The following is a 21,799-nucleotide window of genomic DNA, read 5'->3' on the forward strand; positions in this document are numbered from 1 at the left end:
AAACGCTTCCTTCTTTTTCCCGGAAACAACCGTTCATTTTCCCAAAAGCCCGGCTCTTCTCCCTCCCGACCCCGGCTTTCCGTCCTTAAAAGCACTGTTTTCCCGCTCCATTACATCCGGTTTGCCGATCCGGAGAAAAGGGGCTGTCACCCAAACACCGACTTTAATTACTTTCTGCGCACGAAAAGCCGCCACAAGTAGCAAAAGAACAATAGGAAACCTATGAATGCAGTCGCCGAACTCCTCCCGGCATTTCCGCCGGGACACACAAGTATATATCCAAAATGTTATTACATAGTCCTATCCTTTAACTCAACCACAAAAGGGATAGAGCAGAAAAGAGAAATAAAAAAAATAGCTAAAAGCATTTGCCTTCTTCAAAAAGAATCAGTATATTTGAAGTATAAGAAGACTCAGATATGGCAAACCCCAAATTACCGGGAATACCCGAAGCTGAACAAGCTCTGTTGTATGCCAAACTGAATGAATACAACCGGGGCCGCATGTCTTACAAAGAGGCAGGAGCCTATTTTGTGGTTCTGCCAAGACCGGGACATCCCACTTACTCGGTCTGGATCTATTCGCCTACACTCGAGAAGAACAGACTTCTGTTTATTCATGAACTCTCAGCAGACATCAACGAATCACTGCGGATGGCAAGCACGCTGTTTTTCTTTTCCAGGCGTTGCCTGCTGATCGTGGAATACAACGAGAAGAGGATGCAAAGCAACGGAGACGATATCATATCGTTCGGAAGGTATCGCGGACACTATCTGCACGAAATCCTGAAAGTCGATCCGGCCTACCTGAGCTGGATAGCCTACAAATACACACCCAAAATCCCCAAGCAGGAGCGTTTTGTAGCCATAGCGCAAGTATATCACTCTGTACATCTGGACATCATGCAACGAAAGGCACGGCAGAAACGCGAAGCCGGCCGTTTTCTGGGCAACGAGGGTGAAAAGTTGGAGGGCCTGAATCTAAAAGTGGTAAGAGTGCGGCTTGAAGACGATCCGTATAAAACAAGGGTCATGGGTACTTCCGTTCAGTTCTTTGTACGACAGATAGTAACGTTAACCGATCCGTCCGGAAATCTGGTGGTCCTAAGGATTTCTTCGAAAACACCCAGCCCCGTATCCTGCCAACTTCCGGCACTGGAACATGAGTTCCGCCCCGGCGAGATAGTCCACATCGCCTCGGCACGGATAGCGCGCACGTACGAAAGTTATGGCTCAAAGTATACACGTTTGAGCCATGTGAAGTTTCATCCGGCGGATTAACGCTTTCTCCAGTCATCCTTTACATAGTCAGACGGATAAGAAGTAGAATCCACGACTCCACCTTTCTGACGAATCCAGGTATCAAACGTCCGGGTACCCTCATTAAGTACAATAACACGAGCACCATTGGGTAAATGATTGTACTCCGTATTCCCACCGGTAAAACGGCCGTAAGCCAAAAGAATATTCTTCCACATCACAGCGTAATCATTATCATGATCGTGTCCTACAAAAACGCCCATCACATCTCCTGCCTCTTTCATGGCAGCAAACATACCGGTATTCAACTGTGGCGCACAAGCCTTTTCCATACGGGTACCACGAAGAATGGCATTCTCGTTGGCAGCAGCTTCATTATACTCCGGAAGTGGAATATGGAAGAAAGCTAATGCCGGATAAGGTTTGCCACCATTCCGGGCAGTATAGGCGGCACTTTGAGCACGATACCATGAGACTTGACCGAAAGTCAGCCACGCATATCCGTCTACATCTTTAAGCGAAGAGTAGGAGTGTGAATCCATACAATAAAGCAGTGCAGCATCCTTTGAAGCGTCGGCAGAGGATTTCACTGTCAGTATATAGTCCGGCGAAGGAGAAGTACCACGGTCGGGCAACAGATTTCCGGCTACTCCACGAATCAAATCATAAAGTTCGGCACGGGTCTTTCCCTGTTCATTATCATGATTCCCAAAAGTAACAACGAACGGAAGGTGCCGATGTTCCACTTGCCCAAGCACCTGAAGCATACCTTTATCAGCAGGAGAAGAATAAACGACATCACCGGTAAAAATCACAAGATCGGGATGTTCGGCATCCAATACTTCCCCTATACGTTCAAGAGCTACATCCGAAGCCGGATTACCATACTTGAAATGTACATCGGTGAACTGGACAATTTTGAACTTACCGTCTTTATTAAATCGCAAAACGGTATTTTGGGCAGCACTATCATTTATTGCCATGAAAGAAAACAAAACGGCCAATAAGGTCCCAAGAATCTTTTTCATACTATATATGTTTAGGAGATGAATTCAATCACACGCGATTGATCAGCACGGTTGCATAGGCGGAAATACCTTCTTCCCGCCCGGTAAAACCAAGTTTCTCGGTGGTAGTGGCTTTAATGGAAATATCGTCTGCATCGATCCCCATCACTTCGGCAAGCACTTGCTGCATCGAAGGGATATGGGCTTTCAGTTTAGGGCGCTCCGCACAGATAGTGGCGTCGATATTACCGATCTGATAGCCTTTGGCAGCAATCAGCTCCACTGTTTTCTTTAATAAAATCTTGCTGTCTATATTCTTATATTCACCGGCATTGTCAGGGAAGTGATAACCGATATCACGCATGTTGGCAGCACCCAGCAAGGCATCACAAATAGCATGCACCAATACATCGGCATCCGAATGTCCCAACAATCCTTTTTCATGTTCCAAAAGAATGCCTCCTAACCAAAGTTCACGTCCTTTGACCAATTGGTGGACGTCGAAACCAAAACCTACTTTTATTTTCATAAGAGTTATTTTATAAATGAATAAAGGAGTATCCGGACTTACCGGATATAGAAATCAAGCAACTTCTCGGTTTCAAGGTATCCCTCCAAATGCTGGCCGATACTGACCGGACCGCCCCCTACAGGCGTACCGGTGAAAAGAAGGTCACCGATTTTCAGAGTCACAAAGCGGCTGACATAAGCAATGATATCGTCTACCCGGAACAGCATATCGGCAGTATGCCCCTGCTGTACCGTTTTCCCGTCTATATCCAGGTGGAAATGAAAATTCTGCACATCGGCCAGTCGCTCCACCGGTACAAATGTGCCAATGGCAGCGGAACTATCGAAACCTTTACATAATTCCCAAGGATTGCCGGCTTCACGAAACCTGCGCTGTAAATCGCGTGCAGTGAAGTCGATGCCGACTGTCACCGCATCATAATAACGATGAGCAAAGCGTGAAGCTATATTTTTTCCCAAGCGATTGATGCGCACTACCAGTTCTGTTTCATAATGCACTTCATTCGAAAAATCGGGAATAAAGAAAGGTTTGCCATCTTTAAGGATAGCCGAATCGGGTTTCATGAAAATTACCGGCTCTTTATTCTCCAACGTATGTCCCAGTTCCTCGTTGTGCCGGGCATAATTCATTCCAACAGCTATAATCTTCATGCTCTATTCTATTTCATTAAAGTTCAAACGATTAAACATAACAGCGAGGTGAGCGTAAAGTGATGTGTTCTGCACCACGATATCTTCCGGAACACGAATACGGAAAGGGGTAAAATTCCAGACGGCTTTAATACCACCGGCCACCATCGTATCTGTAATGCATTGGGCAATCTCGATGGGCACGGTCAGTACACCGATGTGCACACCGTACTCCTGCATCTTCTTCTGAAAATCGTCAGAGTGGAAAATGGGAATCCCATTGAGCGTAGTGCCTACCAGCGACGGGTTTACATCAAAAGCAGCTACAATCTCCAAGCCGAAATGGCTAAGTCCGGAATCACGCAATAAAGCTCCTCCCAGACTTCCTACACCGAACAGGAAAGCCTTGTGCATATTTGTAAAGCCAAGAAAATCTTCCAGAACGGCAATCAGCGCATCCACTTCATACCCCACCCGCGTACGACCGGAAATATTAACATACGACAAATCTTTCGCAATCTGCGAAGCATCGATGTTTATTTCTTTGGAGATCTGGGTAGAAGAGACGTAACGTTCACCTTTCTGCTTCAGCAACTTTACATTCGAAAGATACCAAGGCAGCCGACGCAAAGTAGGCTCCGGAACCTTTGTACTGTCTTTATGCTGTATCTGATTGTTCATAGTCACTTCATTCTGCTTTTACATTAGCGATTGACAAAATTACACTATTTTTTCCGAAATGCCATAAGGATGTCATAGAAGCTTAACATAATTTCTACATACAAAAACGCCCGGGGACACTTAATAGTTTGCAAGGTTCGGAACAATATATTATTTTTGAACTTAATTAATAGACTGGAATAATGAAGAACAGCGATTGGAAAGACCGGCTGAACGTGGTTTACTCCACCAACCCGGATTATAATTATGAGATGGATGATGACGAAGAGCAAGTAACCCTGGAACCGTCACAACAGAACTTACGGGTGCAATTGGATCGGAAAAACCGGGGCGGCAAAGTCGTAACCCTAATTACCGGCTTTGTCGGCACCGAGAACGACCTGAAAGATTTGGGAAAACTCCTCAAGACGAAATGTGGAGTAGGCGGATCGGCTAAAGACGGAGAGATTATCGTTCAGGGAGACTTCAAACAAAAAATAGTAGAACTGCTGAAGAAAGAAGGATATACGAAAACAAAAACAGTAGGAGGATAAGGGGAAACAAATCCCACTTGAAACAGGTCCGGCAAAATGTAAACAAGTTCCGGATCCATTCACTTTATACGCAAAAGTTCTTGTTCCGGATTCTGCGTAAACAGATAACCGTAACTTACGGACAGCCACAAAAAAAACGGCCGCTACAGACTTTCTGTGCGGCCGTTTCTATATTCTTGATTCCTTGAGATTATTCAGCTCTCAAAGTGAAACGTTTGAAATCAACAACCTTCAATTCAGGATCAGCTTCTTTCAACACTTCTCTCACTGTCTTCTTGGCATCCATGATGTCTTCCTGATTCAGCAAGCAAACTTCTTTCAAGAACTTAGCCAAACGTCCTTTAGCAATGTTCTGAATCATTTGTTCAGGCATATTTGCAGCCTTCTCAGCTGAAACAGTAGCAATGATTTCTTTTGCCTTTGCAACATCTTCAGCTGTAATCCAGCCTTTAGCCATGTTGCTTTCCATGTGGTCTTCACTGTCCACATGAGCCGGATTGATATTAGCTTTCTTCAAAGCAGCTTCTACAGCTTTCTGCACCTGTTCTACTTTAGTCTTTTCAACAGCCACTTCGATTTCTTTCTGCTTCACTTCTTCAGAAACGCCATCTTCATCAACTGCGATCGGATTCATAGCAGCAACCTGCATAGCTACTTGCTTAGCCAGCTGTTCGTCAACTTTCTTGTTGAAAGCAACCATGGTGCAAAGACCGTTTCTGTTCATATGGTTGTAAGCAGCAATTGTAGCGCCTTCCAAAACCATGTAACCATCCAACTCCATCTTTTCACCAGTGATACCGGTTCTGTCTGTTACAGCCTGAGCTACAGTAGCATCACCCATCGGAAGAGCCAAAACTTCTTCCAGAGTCTTGCACTTGTTAGCTACAGCAGCGTCCAGAATATCCTGAGTCAGTTTCACGAAGTCAGCATTCTGAGCAACAAAGTCAGTTTCGCACTTCAAAGCGATGATAGCACCGAAACCTTCTTCTACTTTTACCAAAACACAACCTTCAGAAGCCTCACGGTCAGAACGTTTTGCAGCAACTGCCTGTCCTTTTTCGCGGATGATCTTCATTGCTTTGTCGAAATCGCCTTCAGCATCAGTCAACGCATTTTTGCAGTCCATCATACCAGCACCGGTCATTTTGCGGAGCTTGGTTATATCAGCCATTGTTACAGCCATAATATCTTTTATATTTTAAAATGAATAATCGTTTTGAATAAACAAAATGTGCCAATCTGCCAATCAAAATGCCCACACCCTTACAGATGCGTCGGCACATTAGCAAATTGGCACATTATTATATTAAGCCTCTTCGTCTTCTTTCAGGAAAGCAGCAGCTTTAGCTGCGTTGATTGCTTCTTCGTCAGATTTATCGAGTCTAGCCTTAGCTGATTTCTTTTTGCCCTTGTTAGCAGGAGCTTCACCGGCAGCTTCCATATCGATCTTTTCAGCTTTTCTTTCTTCCAGACCTTCGATCATTGCAGCACAGCAAGCATCGAGGATAACTTCTACTGATTTAGTAGCGTCATCATTTGCCGGAATTACGAAGTCAATGTTTGTAGGATCCGAGTTAGTATCAACGATACCAAATACAGGAATACCCAAACGGTTAGCTTCGCGAACAGCAATATTTTCTTTCATTACATCGATAACGAACAAAGCAGACGGCAGACGAGTCAGGTCAGCGATAGAACCCAAAGTCTTGTCCAGCTTAGCACGCTGACGAGAAATCTGAAGAATTTCTCTCTTTGACAAGTTTGAGTAAGTACCATCAGCAGTCAACTTGTCGATAGTAGTCATCTTCTTCACTGCCTTACGGATAGTAGGGAAGTTAGTCAACATACCACCCGGCCAACGTTCGATAACATAAGGCATGTTTACAGATGCAGCTTTTTCAGCCACTACCTGTTTAGCTTGTTTTTTAGTAGCAACAAAAAGGACTTTCTTGCCTGATTTTGCAATCTGTTTCAGAGCCTCTGCGGCTTCATCAACTTTTGCAACTGTTTTGTGGAGGTCAATGATATGAATACCATTGCGTTCCATAAAAATATAAGGAGCCATTGCAGGGTTCCACTTTCTTTTAAGGTGTCCGAAGTGGCAACCGGCTTCCAATAATGCATCAAAATTTGTTCTTGACATCTTGTTTTTTCTTTAAATCGTTTACTTTCTTTTTTGTTTTTTCTAAACCAACCGCCGGGTAGCCTGTATAGTAAGAGTCCCGGTAGTTTAGATACTAAACATCTTCCGTCAGGCAGCCCATTAACGCTTGCTGAACTGGAATCTTCTACGAGCTTTCGGCTGACCCGGTTTCTTACGTTCAACAGAACGAGGATCACGTGTCATGAAGCCTTCAGAACGAAGTGCCGGCTTATCTTCAGCGTTGATCTTAACCAGTGCACGGGCAATAGCTAAACGCAAAGCCTGAGACTGACCAGTAAAACCACCACCGCACAAGTTCACTTTGATGTCATACTTCTCAGCAACACCAAGCTTGTTCAATGGTTGTTTAACAACATACTGAAGAATAGTTGATGGAAAGTACTCTGCAAGGTCTCTCTTGTTAATAGTAATCTTTCCTGTACCTTCGCTTACGAATACGCGTGCAATAGCACGTTTACGTCTGCCTAATGCATTTACTACTTCCATTATATCTTATTTAAGTGAGTTTATATCAATTGCTTTCGGGTTCTGAGCATCGTGTTTGTGTTCGCTACCTGCGTAAACATACATATTGCTCAGCAACTTAGCTCCCAGTCTGTTCTTCGGAAGCATGCCCTTCACTACTTTTCTCAGTAATCTGTCTTCACCGTTAGGTTTGGCGATCAAACGAGCAGGAGTCATTTCTCTCTGACCACCCGGGTAGCCAGTATAAGACAAATAAACTCTGTCATTCCATTTGTTACCACTTAATTTAACTTTGTCTGCATTGATGATAATAACGTTATCACCGCAGTCTACATGAGGAGTAAAGTTTGGTTTATACTTTCCTCTCAACAGTTTCGCAACTTTTGCTCCCAGACGACCTAAAGTTTGGTCTGTAGCATCAACGATAACCCATTCTTTGGTTACAGTTGCCTTGTTTGCAGAAATGGTCTTGTAACTTAAAGTATCCACTCTTAATTTGTTTTTTAAATGTTACTACTAAAAATTTTCTTCACCACTTATCAACCTTCCCCGGACAAAGGAAGATTAACTTGCTATGAATTAATCTCTTATCCTTTTGAGATAATAATCGGCTTGCAAAAGTACGGCTTTTCTTTGAATTGGCAAACTATTTCTGTCTTTTTTTGGATTTATCCGGTTGATAACGAGCCACAAGCTATCTGCCGTAAACAGCGCCCAACAAGACAAAAAAAGACTGCAGGCAACAAGCCACACACGATCAATGCTACAATACATAATCGGCAGCTTGCTACCTGCAGTCCGTAAGTCGATCTTATAATCTGAATTATCTTACAATGTCTTCCGGGAATTTATCCGGCATCTCAATACGTTTCCAAGTCTCTTTATACCAGCAATTCAGTTCATTGCCATTCAGATCCTTCTCTATAAAATATTTAAGATGCAATACTTTATCATCAACGAGTTCGAAAGTAAGAACATTATCCTGATTGTCGAGCATCGGCAAATGAATATTCTTTTCAATGCTTTCAGCGTATGTATGATCCGACAACTGCTCGTAACTACCATACCCCGTTATAATAGCATCTGCTCCGGGACGAATCGTGAAATTCACAATTCTTCCATCGTCACTCAGTACTTTGAAAGTATTACTCGGTTTAAGTACACCCGGAGCATCCGGACTTTCTGAAACATAGTGGCACAATTGCCAGATTCCTTTCAGATTAGCTGGCTTAAAGTTAGCCTTTTGTGCCATCACATTTGTTACCGCAAACAGCATCGCCGCCAGCATGGTAAAGAAATAAAGCTTTTTCATATCTGTACGATTTTAGTTAACACTTTAATTCATCTGTCTGTCACAAATATAAAGATTTCTTTTATAAAAATAGCAATCTAAAGACATAAAAAAACTCGCATAATCAAAAGAATATGCGAGTTTCTTATCATTTGTATGAATATTCAGATATGATTCATTAAAAATCGGCATTACGTGGGGTACGCGGGAACGGAATTACATCGCGGATATTAGACATACCCGTCACGAAGAGCAACAAGCGTTCAAATCCCAGTCCGAATCCAGAGTGAGGACAAGTACCGAACTTACGAGTATCCAGATACCACCACATATCCTTCATCGGAATATGCATTTCCTCAATACGCGTCATCAATTTGTTATAATCCGACTCACGTTCCGAACCGCCAATGATCTCTCCGATTTTAGGGAAAAGTACATCCATGGCACGCACAGTCTTACCATCCTCATTCTGTTTCATATAGAAGGCCTTTATTTCCTTCGGATAGTCAGTCAGGATCACCGGACGTTTAAAGTGGTCTTCCACCAGATAACGCTCGTGTTCAGAAGCCAAATCAACTCCCCAGTAAACCGGGAATTCGAATTTATGTCCTTTGGCAACAGCTTCTTCCAGTATTTTAATACCTTCCGTGTATGGCAGACGGACGAAGTCTTCTTTAAGTACACCTTCCAAACGTTCAATTAATCCTTTATCGAACATGTCGTTCAGGAATTTCACATCATCTGCGCAGTTATCCAAAGCCCATCTCACACAATATTTAATGAACTCTTCAGCCAAATCCATATTCTCCTGAATTTCGTTGAAAGCTACCTCCGGTTCAATCATCCAGAACTCGGCCAAGTGGCGCGGAGTGTTAGAATTTTCGGCACGGAAAGTAGGACCAAACGTATAGATTGCACCTAAAGCGGTAGCAGCTAACTCACCTTCCAACTGCCCCGAAACAGTCAAACTGGCTTGTTTGCCAAAGAAGTCATCATCATACACGATAGAACCGTTTTCATCTTTTTTCAGATCATACAGGTTCATGGTAGTCACCTGAAACATCTGTCCGGCACCTTCACAGTCAGACGCTGTAATGATAGGTGTATGAAAATAGAAGAATCCCTTTTCATGGAAGAATTTATGGATAGCAATAGCCATATTGTGACGAATACGGAATACTGCTCCAAAAGTATTGGTACGCGGACGCAAATGGGCTATCTCACGCAAAAACTCCATAGAGTGCCCTTTCTTCTGTAGCGGATACGTATTGTCACAAGTTCCCAGCACTTCGATTTCACGAGCCTGCACTTCAGCCTTCTGTCCGGTGCCTACCGACTCCGTCAACACACCGTTCACGCTCAGACAAGCACCGGTCGTGATTTGCTTCAGCATCTCTTCATCAAAGTTCGCCAGATCGACTACGACCTGCACGTTATTTATTGTAGAACCGTCATTCAGTGCGATAAAGTTAACTTGTTTGCTGCCTCTGCGGGTGCGAACCCATCCTTTCACATTGACCATAGCGCCAAAATCTTCGCGCTTCATCAGGTCGACAATTTTTGTTCTACTAATCTTTTCCATACAACTATTTTATATACATTATTATATATAGTAGCCAGAAGTCAGCAACCGGGAGTGACAAACGCCCGGTTACTGACCACTGACTGCCATCTTCTAAATTCTTTTATTATTCAAAAGATCCCATCCGGAGGAAGTTAACTTCCTGTTCTGTAAGATAACGCCACTCACCACGGCGCAATCCTTTTTTAGTCAGTCCGGCAAAGAATACACGGTCAAGTTTCACCACCTTGTAACCCAACGATTCAAATATACGACGGACGATACGATTCTTTCCGGAGTGGATTTCGATACCCACTTGATCACGTTTCACCTCGTCAGAATAACTGATGGCATCCGCATGGATTTCACCATCTTCCAGCTGAATACCGGCTGCAATCTGGTCCATATCTGCCTTAGTCAGATTCTTATCCAAATATACATGATAGATTTTTTTCTTCAGGTATTTCGGATGTGTCAGTTTAGAAGCTAAATCACCATCATTAGTCAACAGCAATACACCTGTTGTGTTACGGTCCAGACGTCCTACCGGATAAATACGCTCAGCGCAGGCCCCTTTTACCAGATCCATAACAGTCAGACGAGCCTGAGGATCATCCGAAGTAGTTACACAATCTTTCGGCTTGTTCAGCAACACATACACCTTACGCTCAATACTAACGGTTTCATCGTGAAACTTCACCACATCAGCGCGCTTGATCTTTGTACCCAACTCTGTAACAACCTCTCCATTGACAGAAACTACACCTGCCGTGATAAATTCATCAGCTTCACGACGAGAGCAGACTCCTGCATTAGCCAGGAACTTATTCAGACGGATCGGTTCATTCGGATCAACAAATTGTTCTTTGTATTCAATCTGTTTTTTCTTACTGTATTTAGCATTCGGATCGTAATCCCCCGTACGACGTATCGGACGTGAGAATCCCTGCGATCTGTTATCGTTATTGTATCTCGGACGATAGGGACGGTCACCGCCTTCACGATTGTATGAAGGACGTTGCGGACGGTCGCCATAGGAACGCTGAGGACGATCACCACCTTCGCTGTTAAAGCGCGGACGGTAGGGACGGTCGCCACCTTCACGGTTATATGAAGGACGTTGCGGACGGTCGCCATAAGAACGCTGAGGACGGTCACCACCTTCGCTGTTAAAACGCGGACGATAGGGACGGTCACCACCTTCACGATTATATGAAGGACGTTGCGGACGGTCGCCATAGGAACGCTGAGGACGATCACCACCCTCGCTGTTAAAACGCGGACGATAGGGACGGTCGCCACCTTCACGATTATATGAAGGACGTTGCGGACGATCACCATAAGAACGCTGAGGACGATCTTCACTATTACTATTAAATCTCGGACGATAAGGACGGTCGCCACCTTCACGATTGTATGAAGGACGACTGTATCCGCCTTCTCTGTTAAAACTTCTGTTACCATCACGGCCGGCGTCCGTATTCTCACTCTTGGAGTCTTCGCGCCATTCTTCGTTTTCTGTGCTCATTTTCTTATTCGAATAAAAATTAAACTTTTGGCCTCACGGCCTGATTTTAGACACTTATATTATATATAACAATAATCACCCTTAAATTCCCGTATACGAATGGGGAGTAATTACTCTTAATTCTTTTTTGATTTCTTCGTTCACATCCAATCCTTCAATAAACTCCTTGATAGAAGTTTCTGTGATAGCCTGATTCGTACGAGTCAGAGCCTTCAAGGCTTCGTACGGATGCGGGTAAGCCTCACGACGAAGAATAGTCTGGATAGCCTCAGCCACCACACTCCAGCAATTATCCAAATCACGATAGATAGCCGTTTCGTTGAGCAACAACTTGCGCAATCCTTTCAGCGAACTTTGAATAGCAATCACAATATGCCCGAACGGAGTACCTACATTACGCAGCACAGTAGAATCTGTCAGGTCGCGTTGCAAACGTGATACGGGAAGTTTCACTGCGAGGTGTTCCAGAATGGCATTGGCAATTCCGAGATTACCTTCTGCATTCTCAAAATCAATCGGATTTACTTTATGCGGCATCGCACTCGATCCCACCTCTCCGGCTTTTATCTTCTGCTTGAAATATTCCATCGAGATGTATTGCCAGAAATCACGGTTCATATCGATCATCACCGTATTGATACGCTTCATGGCATCGAAGATAGCCGACAGATTGTCGTAGTTCGAAATCTGCGTTGTATATTCCTCGCGTTCCAATCCCAGTTTCTCTGCAACAAACTGATTTCCGAATGCTTTCCAATCATATTCGGGATAAGCCACATGGTGTGCATTATAATTTCCGGTTGCACCGCCGAATTTAGCAGTTACAGGGCAAGCCTTCAAAGTAGCCAGCTGACGTTCCAGGCGATAAACAAAAACCATAATTTCCTTTCCCAAGCGAGTTGGAGATGCCGGCTGACCGTGAGTTTTGGCAAGCATCGGAATGGATTCCCATTCAGTAGCATACGTCTTCAACTGCGCAATCAGTTCTTCAATCAGCGGATAATAAACTTGCTCCAATGCTTCCTTGATAGAAAGAGGGATCGATGTATTGTTAATATCCTGCGAAGTCAGTCCAAAATGAATAAACTCTTTGTACTCTTCCAATCCACCCAACTTATCAAACTCTTCTTTCAGGAAATACTCTACGGCTTTCACATCATGGTTGGTCACACTTTCAATATCCTTGATACGCTGCGCATCGGCTTCCGTAAAATTACGGTAGATATTGCGCAATGACTCGAACACACTCTTATCAATTCCCTTCAGTTGCGGCAACGGCAGTTCGCACAAAGTAATAAAATACTCTACTTCCACCTGCACACGGTATTTAATCAACGCATATTCAGAAAAATATGCAGCTAAAGCTTCAGCCTTGCCTCTATATCGGCCGTCAATCGGAGAGATGGCCGTAAGTAAATCAAGTTTCATATTGTCGTTTAGATAATTATCAGGCTGCAAAATTAACTCTTTTTCCTGAGTTATAAGGCATAAGGGGAGAGAAAGTTTGTATAAAAGAGACTAAAATCACGATGAACGGCCAAAGGTGAACAGTCTTTAAACAATCAACGATGAACTACTTGCATTTTACCATCGTTGCAAGATAGTTCATCGTTGATCATTCATCATTCAAAAACCGTTCATCGTTTCACTCAGCCCTTAAGCTTCATCAACACCGGTGTTTTCACTGTTTTCACTTCTGTTTGAGGGGTTTCATTCAATTGTTCAAAGATAACAATCTTATTTTCACCCTTCTTCAGCCATACACCCGGAACATAGAGTGTTTGCTGAGGACCTACTTTCCAGTAACGTCCGATATTAACACCGTTCACAAAAACGATACCCTTTCCCCAGCTTTCCATATCCATAAATGTATCTCCGACTTTATCTAACGTAAAAGTCCCCTCATAAAGCACCGGACAGCCTTTCAGCTTAGCCACTTCAGACGGTACATTTTTATGTGTATCAGCTTTCAATTTGGTCAAATCGGGCATTTCGTCCATCGGCAACTGATACATATCCCATCCGCCGACAATTTCCTTACCGGCTATCTGAACCGGGCTAATAATTCCCTTGGTATTATGTACGATCTCGCTACCATAATTAATGCGTCCCATATTTTCAACCAGAATCTGCAGAGTAGCATTAAACGGCACCTCTATCTCCATGGAGTAGGTCTTGGTATTCCGATTCAACACTCCTACCTGTTCACCATCCACATAAACAACGGCATAGTCACGCAACCCCGGAATTTCAAGTGTTCCGCTAATCGGCTGATTGAAATGACGAGTATACAATACATATCCATACCCCTGATTCAATTGCTCAAAAGTCAAGGGAGTATCAGACGACACGGGTTTCTGTTTTTCTGCAAAAGCAAGCACATCCGCAACTTTATTCAATTGAATAGAAGGTATTTCGATAACAGGATTAGGAGCCGGAGCTTCAGGAATTGTATATTTAACATATTTCTTGATCACATTGCGAATCGAATCATACTTTGGAGTTACCCAGCCTGCCTCGCTAATAGGAGCATCATAATCATAACTGGTCATATCCGGCTGAATATCACGCTTCTTATCATAATTAGCACCACTCGTAAAACCAAAATTCGTACCTCCATGCACCATATAGAAGTTGAAAGAAACATCATTTTGCAGATACTTCTCGGTTTGACGAGCAATCCCGGAAGCTCCTATCTGCGGGAACGGCTCTGCCCAATGCGACAGCCAACCCGGATAAAATTCTGCAACCATATACGGACCTTTGCCGTCGTGATATTGATCAACCACTTTTTTCAAGTTCTCAATATCACTTTCGCCATTCGCCGTAGGCAAAGCTCCCGGAGTAGCCCCACCCTCAAAAAGCCAACTGCCATCAGAAGTAAACAGAGGTACATTAAATCCTGCATCAGCCAACTGCTGCTTGATTTTAGCATTGTAAGCGCGATGTTCTTCCAAAGGTATATCCTTACGCTGGGCAACGTATGAACCAAATTCATTCTCACACTGCACCATTACAATCGGACCACCCTTTGTACACTGCAAACTACCGACCTCTTTATAAAGACGATCGATATACGCTTTTGTATATTTCAGAAACTCCGGATTATCTCTCCTGATTTCCATTCCTTTCACATTTTGCAACCACCAAGGATAACCACCGAATTCCCACTCGGCACAAACATAAGGACCGGGACGCAAAATAACCATCATCCCCTCTTCACCTGCGGTTTTTATAAATTCAGCCAAATTCTTGTCACCTGTAAAATCCCATTTTCCGGGCTCCGGCTCATGAAGATTCCAGAACACATAGGTAGCCACTGTATTTAACCCCATACCTTTCATCATCTGCAACCGATGACGCCAATATTGATGAGGGATACGGGCATAATGCATCTCACCGGAAAGAACAGGCGTTATCTTTCCGTTACGATAAAAATGTCCATTCTTGATTTCAAACGTAGATTTCGACTGCGAGAACACGCACAATGGCATGACAGCCAACAACAAAAGTAAAAAAATCGATTTTGTTCGCATGGTAGTATTAATAGGTTTATTGATGAAGCAAAGTAAAGAAATAAATCACTTTCCCGCCAAATTTCCCTTTGTTTTCTTTTAAAAAATAACTTGAATTAATACACCATTGTATCAGGTAAAGTACAGAAAAAGAAAATCCTTACAGAAATATTCTGCAAGGATTCCGTATAGAGTGGGCGTTGACGGATTCGAACCGCCGACCCTCTGCTTGTAAGGCAGATGCTCTGAACCAGCTGAGCTAAACGCCCGATGTATCTTTCTTCGAAGAATATATAGCAAAATTGAATCTCTTTTCAATGTGGGCGTTGACGGATTCGAACCGCCGACCCTCTGCTTGTAAGGCAGATGCTCTGAACCAGCTGAGCTAAACGCCCATATATTCTTCATTGAAAGTGTTCGGTTGTGGGCGTTGACGGATTCGAACCGCCGACCCTCTGCTTGTAAGGCAGATGCTCTGAACCAGCTGAGCTAAACGCCCTTACACTTTCTTTTCAAAAGCGATGCAAAGGTATGGCTTTTCTTGAGACCTACAAATTATTTGCGATATTTTTTTTCAAAAAGTTTTCAACTGGTATAATAACAAACTGATTTTCAATTATAAAAAACAAGCATACAGAGTCTCCCCGAACGTATGTCCGGAAATACAATGGAGGCTTGACTTACAGGATTACATCCGACACCTAATAACACGTGCAGGATTACCTACCGCCACACAATCGTCCGGTATATCCTTTGTCACCACACTGCCGGCTCCGATCACACAACGGTCACCTATCGTCACGCCGGGACAAATGACAGCCCCGCCACCAATCCAACAGTCTTCGCCAATAGTTACCGGATAAGCGTACTCTTTGGGGTTACGGCGTTCCAGATAGTCCATTGGATGATGTGGAGTATAGATTTGCACACACGGACCTATCAATGTATGACTTCCGATGGTGATGAATGCTCCGTCAAGGAACGTACAATTGGCATTCACAAATACATGCTCACCCAAACGGATGCCATCGCCATGATCACAATAAAAAGGCGGGCAAATAACGGAAGTAGCCGGAAGATCAGGTATCAATTCTTCAAGTAGTCCCCGATAAGTTTCGTCATACGTACTCAAGCACCGCATTCGTGCCAATAACTTCTTGGCATGTTCAAATCTCACCTGTAATTCAGGTGCCGACATATCCGCCAATTCACCGCTACGCATTTTTTCTATTTCTGTCATCTCGATTCATTCTGTTTTTCCGTTTGTAAATACATATTTTGTCTCGTCCGAAAGCTGTTCGTTAAATTCAAACCCTTCCCAAGCGAATGTCTTCAATTGTTCAACAGATTCTATCCGGTTCTTCAGAATATAACGAGTCATCTCGCCCCGCGACATTTTAGTATAAACCACTACCGTAGCCAATTTTCCGTTTTTCCAGACGTGAAACTCGGGAGTTATCACACGAACCTCCTTCTCAACCCGCTTCCAATCGAAAAGTCCCCGCATTTCGTCACTTGCCAGATTACAAAGCACCCCACCGGCTTTCTTGATATCTGCAATAAACCGGTCTGTAAGGATTGGCTTCCAATAATCAAACATCGTTCTGTTGCCGGGTTCAGGCAACCGTACATCTCCCTCAAGCCGGTAAGGCCTAATCATATCGAGAGGACGCAACAACCCATAGCAGAATGAGGTCAATCTCAGATGATCCTGGGCATAGCAAAAGTCTTCTTCTGAAAAGTCCTGGGGGTGAACTCTTTTAAAAACAATCCCTGTATAAGCCAACAATGCAGGCAATTCCCGTGTACCCTCCGAGTGAAAAGCCTGATAGCGTCTATAATTTTCAACAGCAATCTTAGGATTCACCTTTAACAGCCGTTCCAACTCCTCGACTGAAAATTGTGACATCTGCAGAGCAACCTCCGCTGCCTCCTTCCGGAAGCCGGGAAATGTAGTGAGAGGCGTTTTTGTCTTCGAAACGTCACTCATAGTTTTGGCACAAGATAAAAGTATCAGCATAGGCATTTTTCCTTATTTCAATGTTTCAAAGGAACAAAATTAATAGAAAAACGGCAGTATGCACTTTTTTTCTTATTTTTGTGCAGTCACTAAAACCTGAAAAACTAACATTTTACCTAAAATGAAGATTAAACGACTCTACTTACTGGGAGCCTGGCTCCTTTTGGGCGTCAGTGCTTCGGCCCAAATCACAAGTATTCAACCACAACCACAGCAGGTCCTTTCACAAGCCCGAAACCTGAGCTTACCGGACACCTATCTGATTGTTGGAGATACAGAGGCAAACACACATGCCGTCAGTGCCCTGAAAACCCTGCTTGCCGGAAAGCATTCGGATAAGAACGGGTTTCGCATCTATATCGGTGAAAAAGGGGACAAAGCTATCCGCAAATTCGCCCGACAGATTCCTAATCACAAAGAAGGCTATTATTTGGCCATCAATGATAAAGAGATTGTCTTAGCCGGCCAGGACGAAAGGGGAACTTTCTATGCCTTGCAGACGTTAGCACAGTTACTGAATGACAATCAACTTCCTGTAGTAGAAATCAAAGACTACCCTTCAGTCCGTTTCCGCGGTGTAGTCGAAGGATTTTACGGAACCCCCTGGAGCCACGAAGCCCGTCTCCGTCAGTTGAAGTTCTACGGAGAGAATAAAATGAATACCTATATCTATGGCCCTAAAGATGATCCATACCACAGTTCTCCCAACTGGCGCCTGCCATATCCCGAAAAAGAGGCCCTCCAATTACAGGAGTTGGTAAAAGTAGCCAATGAGAACGAAGTGGACTTTGTATGGGCTATTCATCCGGGACAAGACATCAAATGGAACCAGGAAGACCGCGATCTGCTACTGGCAAAATTCGAAAAAATGTACGATCTGGGAGTCCGTTCGTTCGCTGTATTCTTTGACGATATCTCGGGCGAAGGCACCAATCCGAACAAGCAAGCCGAACTGTTGAACTATATCGACGAGAAATTTGTAAAGGTAAAACCGGATGTCACTCCTTTGGTCATGTGTCCTACAGAATACAATAAAAGCTGGTCGAATCCCAAGGGAAATTATCTGACTACCTTGGGAGAAAAGCTGAACCCTTCTATCCAAATAATGTGGACGGGTGACCGTGTCATTTCTGATATAACCAAAGACGGCATAGCTTGGATCAACGCACGCATCAAACGTCCGGCGTATATTTGGTGGAACTTTCCGGTATCAGATTACGTACGCGACCATCTTTTACTCGGACCGGTCTATGGCAACGACACGCAGATTGCCGATCAGATGTCAGGCTTTGTCACCAATCCCATGGAACATGCCGAAGCATCCAAAATTGCAATTTACAGTGTAGCCGGCTATGCATGGAATCCTGAAAAATACAACAGTGAACAGACATGGAAAGATGCTATCCGTACCATTCTGCCAAGTGCCGCAGACGAATTGGAATTTTTTGCAGCACATAACTCCGACTTGGGACCGAACGGACATAAATACCGCCGGGACGAATCTGTCGAATTGCAGCCGTTATCACAACGTTTTCTCGATAGCTACCTGAAAAACGGTTCATATACCGAAGCTGACTTCAACGCTTTGGAAGCAACTTTCGGAAAGATGGTAGAGTCCGGTGACATTTTGATGACCAACACAGGGAATCGTCCCCTCATTGTTGAAATGATGCCTTGGCTCCGTCAGTTTAAATTATTGGGCGAAACCGGGCAAGAAGTTCTGGCTATGGCCAAAGCTTATAAAGAAGGGGACAACTCACTCTTTATCCGGAAATACCGTCATGTGAAAGCACTGCAACAGCAAATGTTCCAGGTAGATCAAACCTATAACCAGAATCCTTACCAACCGGGTGTAAAAACAGCAACTAAAGTGATCAAGCCACTGATAGATCAAACATTTACCACGGTCACCGAACGCTATAATAAGGAGCACGGTACGCAATTGGATGCCGCAACAGACTATATGCCGCACAAACTGGTAAGTGACGTAGAGCAATTACGTAATCAGCCGTTACAGATCAAAACCAACCGTGTATTGGTATCACCTGCCAACGAAGTAATTAAATGGGGAGCCGGATGCACGCTGACCATCGAACTGGATCAAGCTTATCCGGGAGAAAATCTGGATATAGATTTCGGTAAACCGGACGTGGCTGCCTGGGGACAACTTGAAATTTCGGCTGATGGCAAAGAATGGCAGAAGGTCGATTTCAAACAGGAAAAGAACCGCATCACCTTGAACTTGAAACAAACACCTGTGAAAGCTGTACGTTTCAGTAATGTCGGCAATGCGGAACAAGAAGTTTACCTGCGCCGCTTCATGATTACTCTGGACAAATAGAAATTCATTAAAAACTTATCTGTGCAAAAGCCCCTTCCGATATTTTCGCTAAAATACGGAAGGGGCGCACACAAACAAAACAAACAATAATTCATCAACAGCCTTCACAGGCTATACCGATGAATATCACTAAAGATAGCATATAAAGAATATGCTCGTGAAAAAGCCGCCTTTCCAGGCTGCAGAGGATAAGATTAATCATTCAGCATGTTCATTTATCTTCGTACAAGAGCTTTCTCTTTCCTGTAATACACGAAATTTCATTTGTTGCTGTTCCCGCCAATAATAAAAACCTCCACACGAAATCTTACACAAAACAACATATTCTGTTTTACGCTTCCGCATCAGACGTAACAAAGGAGTACACAAAAACTTATCCGGTTCGGAAACACGTACCCTGATTGTTTTCTGCCCGGAAGAAACTCCATCGGGGCAAGGCAACCAGTCGATATCAAGTATGCCCAGAAGAGAATAACAATAAAAAGCAGAATGTTCATAAGCATACCATGCTCCTTCTTCCTGATACAGAAAAATACAATCAACATTCTGTGCTTCTATTTGCAATATCTCTTCCAGGGTCATACTACCGCAACGTTCTATTGAATAACTACTATCTTACGGGCTACAGTTTCCCCGCCGGAGGCGGAAGTCATCTGTACAGTCCCTCTCCTGCTCGCTCCGAAAGCTACATGCAAATAAGCATGCGAACTGTATTTGCTACTGAGTTCCGACACCATGCCGTCTCCCGGAAGAGCTCCGGGAGATGCGGCGGATGGGTGTAGAAAGAGCCAGCCGGGAGATGTCGGATTCAACACCCGTACCGTCCAGTTACGATCGGTTGAACCGACCAAATCGAGGACAAACGAATCGGTATCTTTCTGATCCGATATGATGGGATTCCAACTGACACGAACCGGCTGAGACAGATTATCACACGTCATAGTCAAGGTTGTAGCTACGGCATCATTGGCCGCTGAGGTAAAATCCCCCGTAATTTTATATTTGTTACTTCCCAAAGCCTGGGCAGACAGATTTGTCAACCAATTACAATCGTCAGGAAGGGTCAGAACCGGCTGAATACCACGACTGGAATATACGGTACAAATATCCACACCAGTTGCCGATGTAGTCACATCTGTTTTTCCATATAGGCTGAATACATTATTAGACGATGCCATACGGTATTGACCGTCGGCCACAATACAGGGCAGATCCGTGTCTTCATCCGTCAACTCCACTTTCAAAGCATTCGAAGGTGCAGAAGCCACAGCAATATCTGGACTTTCATATCCCGGACCATTGACTCCCACCACTGTAACAATATAGCGGTGGTTGCGTACAATGTTCAAAGGACTTCCGTCATTACCGTTCATCACTACTTTATAGTAGCCCTTTTTCCCCTTATACCGGGCTGCAATCACTACTCCCATATAGTCGGAAGCCGAACAATTGCGCTCATAAATGTATAAAGATGGCTCCGCACCATTACCCCAACCCTTACGATAATCCAGATAGATTCCACCGGTAACCGGATTTGCGACAACGGGAGTATTTACTTCTCCTGTGCAATCGGTCGGAGCTAGGAAGCCATGACAGGCTCCCTGATGTACAGTAATTCCCTCAATGACAAAATCACCCAGTCCGGTATTCCCACCTCCATTACCCTTCTTCACTTGTATACATGCTGTGGAACGCAACAGTTTCACACCCTCTGCTTTCGTTACGATATTGATTCCGTTCAATGCAAAACGTCCCCACATGACCAAAGGCATTACATGGTTTAACAATGTGCTCTCTCCTTCATCCACATGTTCGAGCGAGGCTGTCTGCAAGGAAGAGATAGCCGCATTTTCTGTCATACCGGGAGTTATATCACCAAAGTTCAAGCGATCCGAAGTGCCATCAGCACTCCGACCGTTTGCAACCAGATGAATGATACGCCGTTCTGAAGTGGCATCCAAACGGACTGTGAAATTAATCCCCGTTCCGGTGACCACCAACCTGTCACTCTCTACTTTGACGCGTTCCATAAACTTTGCGTCTTTGTCGAATATCAACAAGTCTGCGTTCTTAATATCGGTATCCGTATATGGACCACCGGCACGAGTAAGAGTATTTACTGACTCCGGTTGCGGTAGGGTTACCGAAACAGCAACATCTATCTTTCCATAAGCGGGTTTCTGTTCCTCCTCCTCATGACTGCACGAGGCAAACAGAAAAGCAATCAGTATACCTATTATATATTGTATTTTCATATTATACTCTTCATTTTC

The 21,799-nt window shown here is 44.0% G+C and carries 21 protein-coding genes and 3 tRNA genes; 4 read left to right on the plus strand and 20 right to left on the minus strand.

Annotated elements, in window-relative coordinates; all coding sequences use genetic code 11:
- Positions 1 to 419 precede the first annotated feature (419 nt).
- Entirely contained in the window at positions 420 to 1,280 is an 861-nt protein-coding gene (locus tag BSHG_RS00415) for a hypothetical protein (protein WP_008661716.1), read from the plus strand.
- On the opposite strand, the gene BSHG_RS00410 is transcribed toward BSHG_RS00415, so the two are convergent.
- From BSHG_RS00410 to BSHG_RS00395, 4 genes are all read right to left on the minus strand, one after another.
- Positions 1,277 to 2,242, minus strand: coding sequence for a metallophosphoesterase family protein (locus BSHG_RS00410; RefSeq protein ID WP_171031188.1), 966 nt, complete (start codon positions 2,240 to 2,242; stop codon positions 1,277 to 1,279). The genes BSHG_RS00415 and BSHG_RS00410 overlap by 4 nt on opposite strands.
- A gap of 73 nt (positions 2,243 to 2,315) precedes the next feature.
- Positions 2,316 to 2,795 carry a 2-C-methyl-D-erythritol 2,4-cyclodiphosphate synthase gene (ispF, locus tag BSHG_RS00405; protein ID WP_008661718.1) on the minus strand — a complete coding sequence of 160 codons (480 nt, stop codon included), beginning with the start codon at positions 2,793 to 2,795 and terminating at the stop codon, positions 2,316 to 2,318.
- A 38-nt stretch (positions 2,796 to 2,833) separates the two neighbouring features.
- The gene (locus tag BSHG_RS00400) at positions 2,834 to 3,448 is read right to left on the minus strand and encodes a fumarylacetoacetate hydrolase family protein (protein ID WP_008661719.1); all 615 of its coding nucleotides are present in this window, start codon (positions 3,446 to 3,448) and stop codon (positions 2,834 to 2,836) included.
- A gap of 3 nt (positions 3,449 to 3,451) precedes the next feature.
- On the minus strand, positions 3,452 to 4,114 hold the full coding sequence (locus BSHG_RS00395; protein ID WP_005791743.1) for a redox-sensing transcriptional repressor Rex: 663 nt from the start codon (positions 4,112 to 4,114) through the stop codon (positions 3,452 to 3,454).
- 176 nt (positions 4,115 to 4,290) lie between these two features.
- Between BSHG_RS00395 and BSHG_RS00390 the strand changes: the two genes are divergently transcribed.
- Positions 4,291 to 4,641, plus strand: a complete 351-nt coding sequence (locus tag BSHG_RS00390) for a translation initiation factor (protein ID WP_005791744.1) — start codon at positions 4,291 to 4,293, stop codon at positions 4,639 to 4,641.
- Positions 4,642 to 4,831: 190 nt separating this feature from the next.
- On the opposite strand, the gene tsf is transcribed toward BSHG_RS00390, so the two are convergent.
- The 4 genes from tsf to rplM form a co-directional block, all read right to left on the minus strand.
- Positions 4,832 to 5,824: a translation elongation factor Ts gene (gene tsf, locus BSHG_RS00385; RefSeq protein WP_005791746.1), complete on the minus strand. Its 993-nt coding sequence runs from the start codon at positions 5,822 to 5,824 to the stop codon at positions 4,832 to 4,834.
- Between the two features lie 123 nt (positions 5,825 to 5,947).
- Positions 5,948 to 6,784, minus strand: a complete 837-nt coding sequence (gene rpsB, locus BSHG_RS00380) for a 30S ribosomal protein S2 (protein WP_005814469.1) — start codon at positions 6,782 to 6,784, stop codon at positions 5,948 to 5,950.
- A gap of 120 nt (positions 6,785 to 6,904) precedes the next feature.
- A complete protein-coding gene (rpsI, locus tag BSHG_RS00375; RefSeq protein WP_005791749.1) occupies positions 6,905 to 7,291 on the minus strand; it encodes a 30S ribosomal protein S9 in 387 nt (128 codons plus the stop codon).
- A 6-nt stretch (positions 7,292 to 7,297) separates the two neighbouring features.
- The gene (gene rplM, locus BSHG_RS00370; RefSeq protein ID WP_005782434.1) at positions 7,298 to 7,759 is read right to left on the minus strand and encodes a 50S ribosomal protein L13; all 462 of its coding nucleotides are present in this window, start codon (positions 7,757 to 7,759) and stop codon (positions 7,298 to 7,300) included.
- 18 nt (positions 7,760 to 7,777) lie between these two features.
- Between rplM and BSHG_RS22805 the strand changes: the two genes are divergently transcribed.
- Positions 7,778 to 8,074, plus strand: coding sequence for a hypothetical protein (locus BSHG_RS22805; protein WP_005814466.1), 297 nt, complete (start codon positions 7,778 to 7,780; stop codon positions 8,072 to 8,074).
- A gap of 19 nt (positions 8,075 to 8,093) precedes the next feature.
- Here BSHG_RS22805 and BSHG_RS00365 read toward each other — a convergent pair whose 3' ends face one another.
- The 10 genes from BSHG_RS00365 to yaaA all read right to left on the minus strand — a co-directional run bounded on the left by BSHG_RS00365 (position 8,094) and on the right by yaaA (position 17,185).
- Positions 8,094 to 8,582 carry a DUF4488 domain-containing protein gene (locus BSHG_RS00365; RefSeq protein WP_005791753.1) on the minus strand — a complete coding sequence of 163 codons (489 nt, stop codon included), beginning with the start codon at positions 8,580 to 8,582 and terminating at the stop codon, positions 8,094 to 8,096.
- 157 nt (positions 8,583 to 8,739) lie between these two features.
- The gene (gene asnS / locus BSHG_RS00360) at positions 8,740 to 10,143 is read right to left on the minus strand and encodes an asparagine--tRNA ligase (RefSeq protein WP_008661722.1); all 1,404 of its coding nucleotides are present in this window, start codon (positions 10,141 to 10,143) and stop codon (positions 8,740 to 8,742) included.
- A 106-nt stretch (positions 10,144 to 10,249) separates the two neighbouring features.
- Positions 10,250 to 11,650 carry a pseudouridine synthase gene (locus BSHG_RS00355; RefSeq protein ID WP_005791757.1) on the minus strand — a complete coding sequence of 467 codons (1,401 nt, stop codon included), beginning with the start codon at positions 11,648 to 11,650 and terminating at the stop codon, positions 10,250 to 10,252.
- A gap of 81 nt (positions 11,651 to 11,731) precedes the next feature.
- Positions 11,732 to 13,078, minus strand: coding sequence for an adenylosuccinate lyase (purB, locus tag BSHG_RS00350; RefSeq protein WP_005791759.1), 1,347 nt, complete (start codon positions 13,076 to 13,078; stop codon positions 11,732 to 11,734).
- Between the two features lie 221 nt (positions 13,079 to 13,299).
- A complete protein-coding gene (locus BSHG_RS00345; protein ID WP_008661724.1) occupies positions 13,300 to 15,186 on the minus strand; it encodes a glycoside hydrolase family 35 protein in 1,887 nt (628 codons plus the stop codon).
- 173 nt (positions 15,187 to 15,359) lie between these two features.
- A tRNA-Val gene (locus BSHG_RS00340) sits at positions 15,360 to 15,434 on the minus strand.
- Positions 15,435 to 15,485: 51 nt separating this feature from the next.
- A tRNA-Val gene (locus tag BSHG_RS00335) sits at positions 15,486 to 15,560 on the minus strand.
- Between the two features lie 29 nt (positions 15,561 to 15,589).
- A tRNA-Val gene (locus BSHG_RS00330) sits at positions 15,590 to 15,664 on the minus strand.
- A 189-nt stretch (positions 15,665 to 15,853) separates the two neighbouring features.
- Positions 15,854 to 16,405 (minus strand): sugar O-acetyltransferase, encoded by a 552-nt coding sequence (locus BSHG_RS00325; RefSeq protein WP_008661725.1) that lies wholly within the window; start codon positions 16,403 to 16,405, stop codon positions 15,854 to 15,856.
- A gap of 6 nt (positions 16,406 to 16,411) precedes the next feature.
- Positions 16,412 to 17,185 (minus strand): peroxide stress protein YaaA, encoded by a 774-nt coding sequence (gene yaaA / locus BSHG_RS00320; RefSeq protein WP_005804200.1) that lies wholly within the window; start codon positions 17,183 to 17,185, stop codon positions 16,412 to 16,414.
- Positions 17,186 to 17,306: 121 nt separating this feature from the next.
- Here yaaA and BSHG_RS00315 point away from each other — a divergent pair, with 121 nt between their 5' ends.
- Positions 17,307 to 19,526, plus strand: a complete 2,220-nt coding sequence (locus BSHG_RS00315; RefSeq protein ID WP_005799117.1) for a beta-N-acetylglucosaminidase — start codon at positions 17,307 to 17,309, stop codon at positions 19,524 to 19,526.
- Positions 19,527 to 19,724: 198 nt separating this feature from the next.
- On the opposite strand, the gene BSHG_RS00310 is transcribed toward BSHG_RS00315, so the two are convergent.
- The gene (locus BSHG_RS00310; RefSeq protein ID WP_005791766.1) at positions 19,725 to 20,108 is read right to left on the minus strand and encodes a hypothetical protein; all 384 of its coding nucleotides are present in this window, start codon (positions 20,106 to 20,108) and stop codon (positions 19,725 to 19,727) included.
- A gap of 14 nt (positions 20,109 to 20,122) precedes the next feature.
- Entirely contained in the window at positions 20,123 to 21,781 is a 1,659-nt protein-coding gene (locus BSHG_RS00305) for a FimB/Mfa2 family fimbrial subunit (protein WP_008661730.1), read from the minus strand.
- Positions 21,782 to 21,799 lie beyond the last annotated feature (18 nt).

Source organism: Bacteroides sp. 3_2_5, from assembly GCF_000159855.2.
Taxonomy (GTDB): Bacteria; Bacteroidota; Bacteroidia; order Bacteroidales; family Bacteroidaceae; genus Bacteroides; species Bacteroides fragilis.

Coding starts and splice junctions, on each gene's coding strand:
- rpsB (WP_005814469.1), bottom strand. CDS start 6,784: ATGTCAAGAACAAATTTTGATGCATTATTGGAAGCCGGTTGCCACTTC.
- BSHG_RS00365 (WP_005791753.1), bottom strand. CDS start 8,582: ATGAAAAAGCTTTATTTCTTTACCATGCTGGCGGCGATGCTGTTTGCG.
- BSHG_RS00315 (WP_005799117.1), top strand. CDS start 17,307: ATGAAGATTAAACGACTCTACTTACTGGGAGCCTGGCTCCTTTTGGGC.
- ispF (WP_008661718.1), bottom strand. CDS start 2,795: ATGAAAATAAAAGTAGGTTTTGGTTTCGACGTCCACCAATTGGTCAAA.
- BSHG_RS22805 (WP_005814466.1), top strand. CDS start 7,778: ATGTTACTACTAAAAATTTTCTTCACCACTTATCAACCTTCCCCGGAC.
- BSHG_RS00355 (WP_005791757.1), bottom strand. CDS start 11,650: ATGAGCACAGAAAACGAAGAATGGCGCGAAGACTCCAAGAGTGAGAAT.
- BSHG_RS00390 (WP_005791744.1), top strand. CDS start 4,291: ATGAAGAACAGCGATTGGAAAGACCGGCTGAACGTGGTTTACTCCACC.
- tsf (WP_005791746.1), bottom strand. CDS start 5,824: ATGGCTGTAACAATGGCTGATATAACCAAGCTCCGCAAAATGACCGGT.
- BSHG_RS00305 (WP_008661730.1), bottom strand. CDS start 21,781: ATGAAAATACAATATATAATAGGTATACTGATTGCTTTTCTGTTTGCC.
- BSHG_RS00310 (WP_005791766.1), bottom strand. CDS start 20,108: ATGACCCTGGAAGAGATATTGCAAATAGAAGCACAGAATGTTGATTGT.
- yaaA (WP_005804200.1), bottom strand. CDS start 17,185: ATGCTGATACTTTTATCTTGTGCCAAAACTATGAGTGACGTTTCGAAG.
- BSHG_RS00415 (WP_008661716.1), top strand. CDS start 420: ATGGCAAACCCCAAATTACCGGGAATACCCGAAGCTGAACAAGCTCTG.
- rpsI (WP_005791749.1), bottom strand. CDS start 7,291: ATGGAAGTAGTAAATGCATTAGGCAGACGTAAACGTGCTATTGCACGC.
- BSHG_RS00345 (WP_008661724.1), bottom strand. CDS start 15,186: ATGCGAACAAAATCGATTTTTTTACTTTTGTTGTTGGCTGTCATGCCA.
- BSHG_RS00400 (WP_008661719.1), bottom strand. CDS start 3,448: ATGAAGATTATAGCTGTTGGAATGAATTATGCCCGGCACAACGAGGAA.
- BSHG_RS00325 (WP_008661725.1), bottom strand. CDS start 16,405: ATGACAGAAATAGAAAAAATGCGTAGCGGTGAATTGGCGGATATGTCG.
- asnS (WP_008661722.1), bottom strand. CDS start 10,143: ATGGAAAAGATTAGTAGAACAAAAATTGTCGACCTGATGAAGCGCGAA.
- BSHG_RS00410 (WP_171031188.1), bottom strand. CDS start 2,242: ATGGCAATAAATGATAGTGCTGCCCAAAATACCGTTTTGCGATTTAAT.
- purB (WP_005791759.1), bottom strand. CDS start 13,078: ATGAAACTTGATTTACTTACGGCCATCTCTCCGATTGACGGCCGATAT.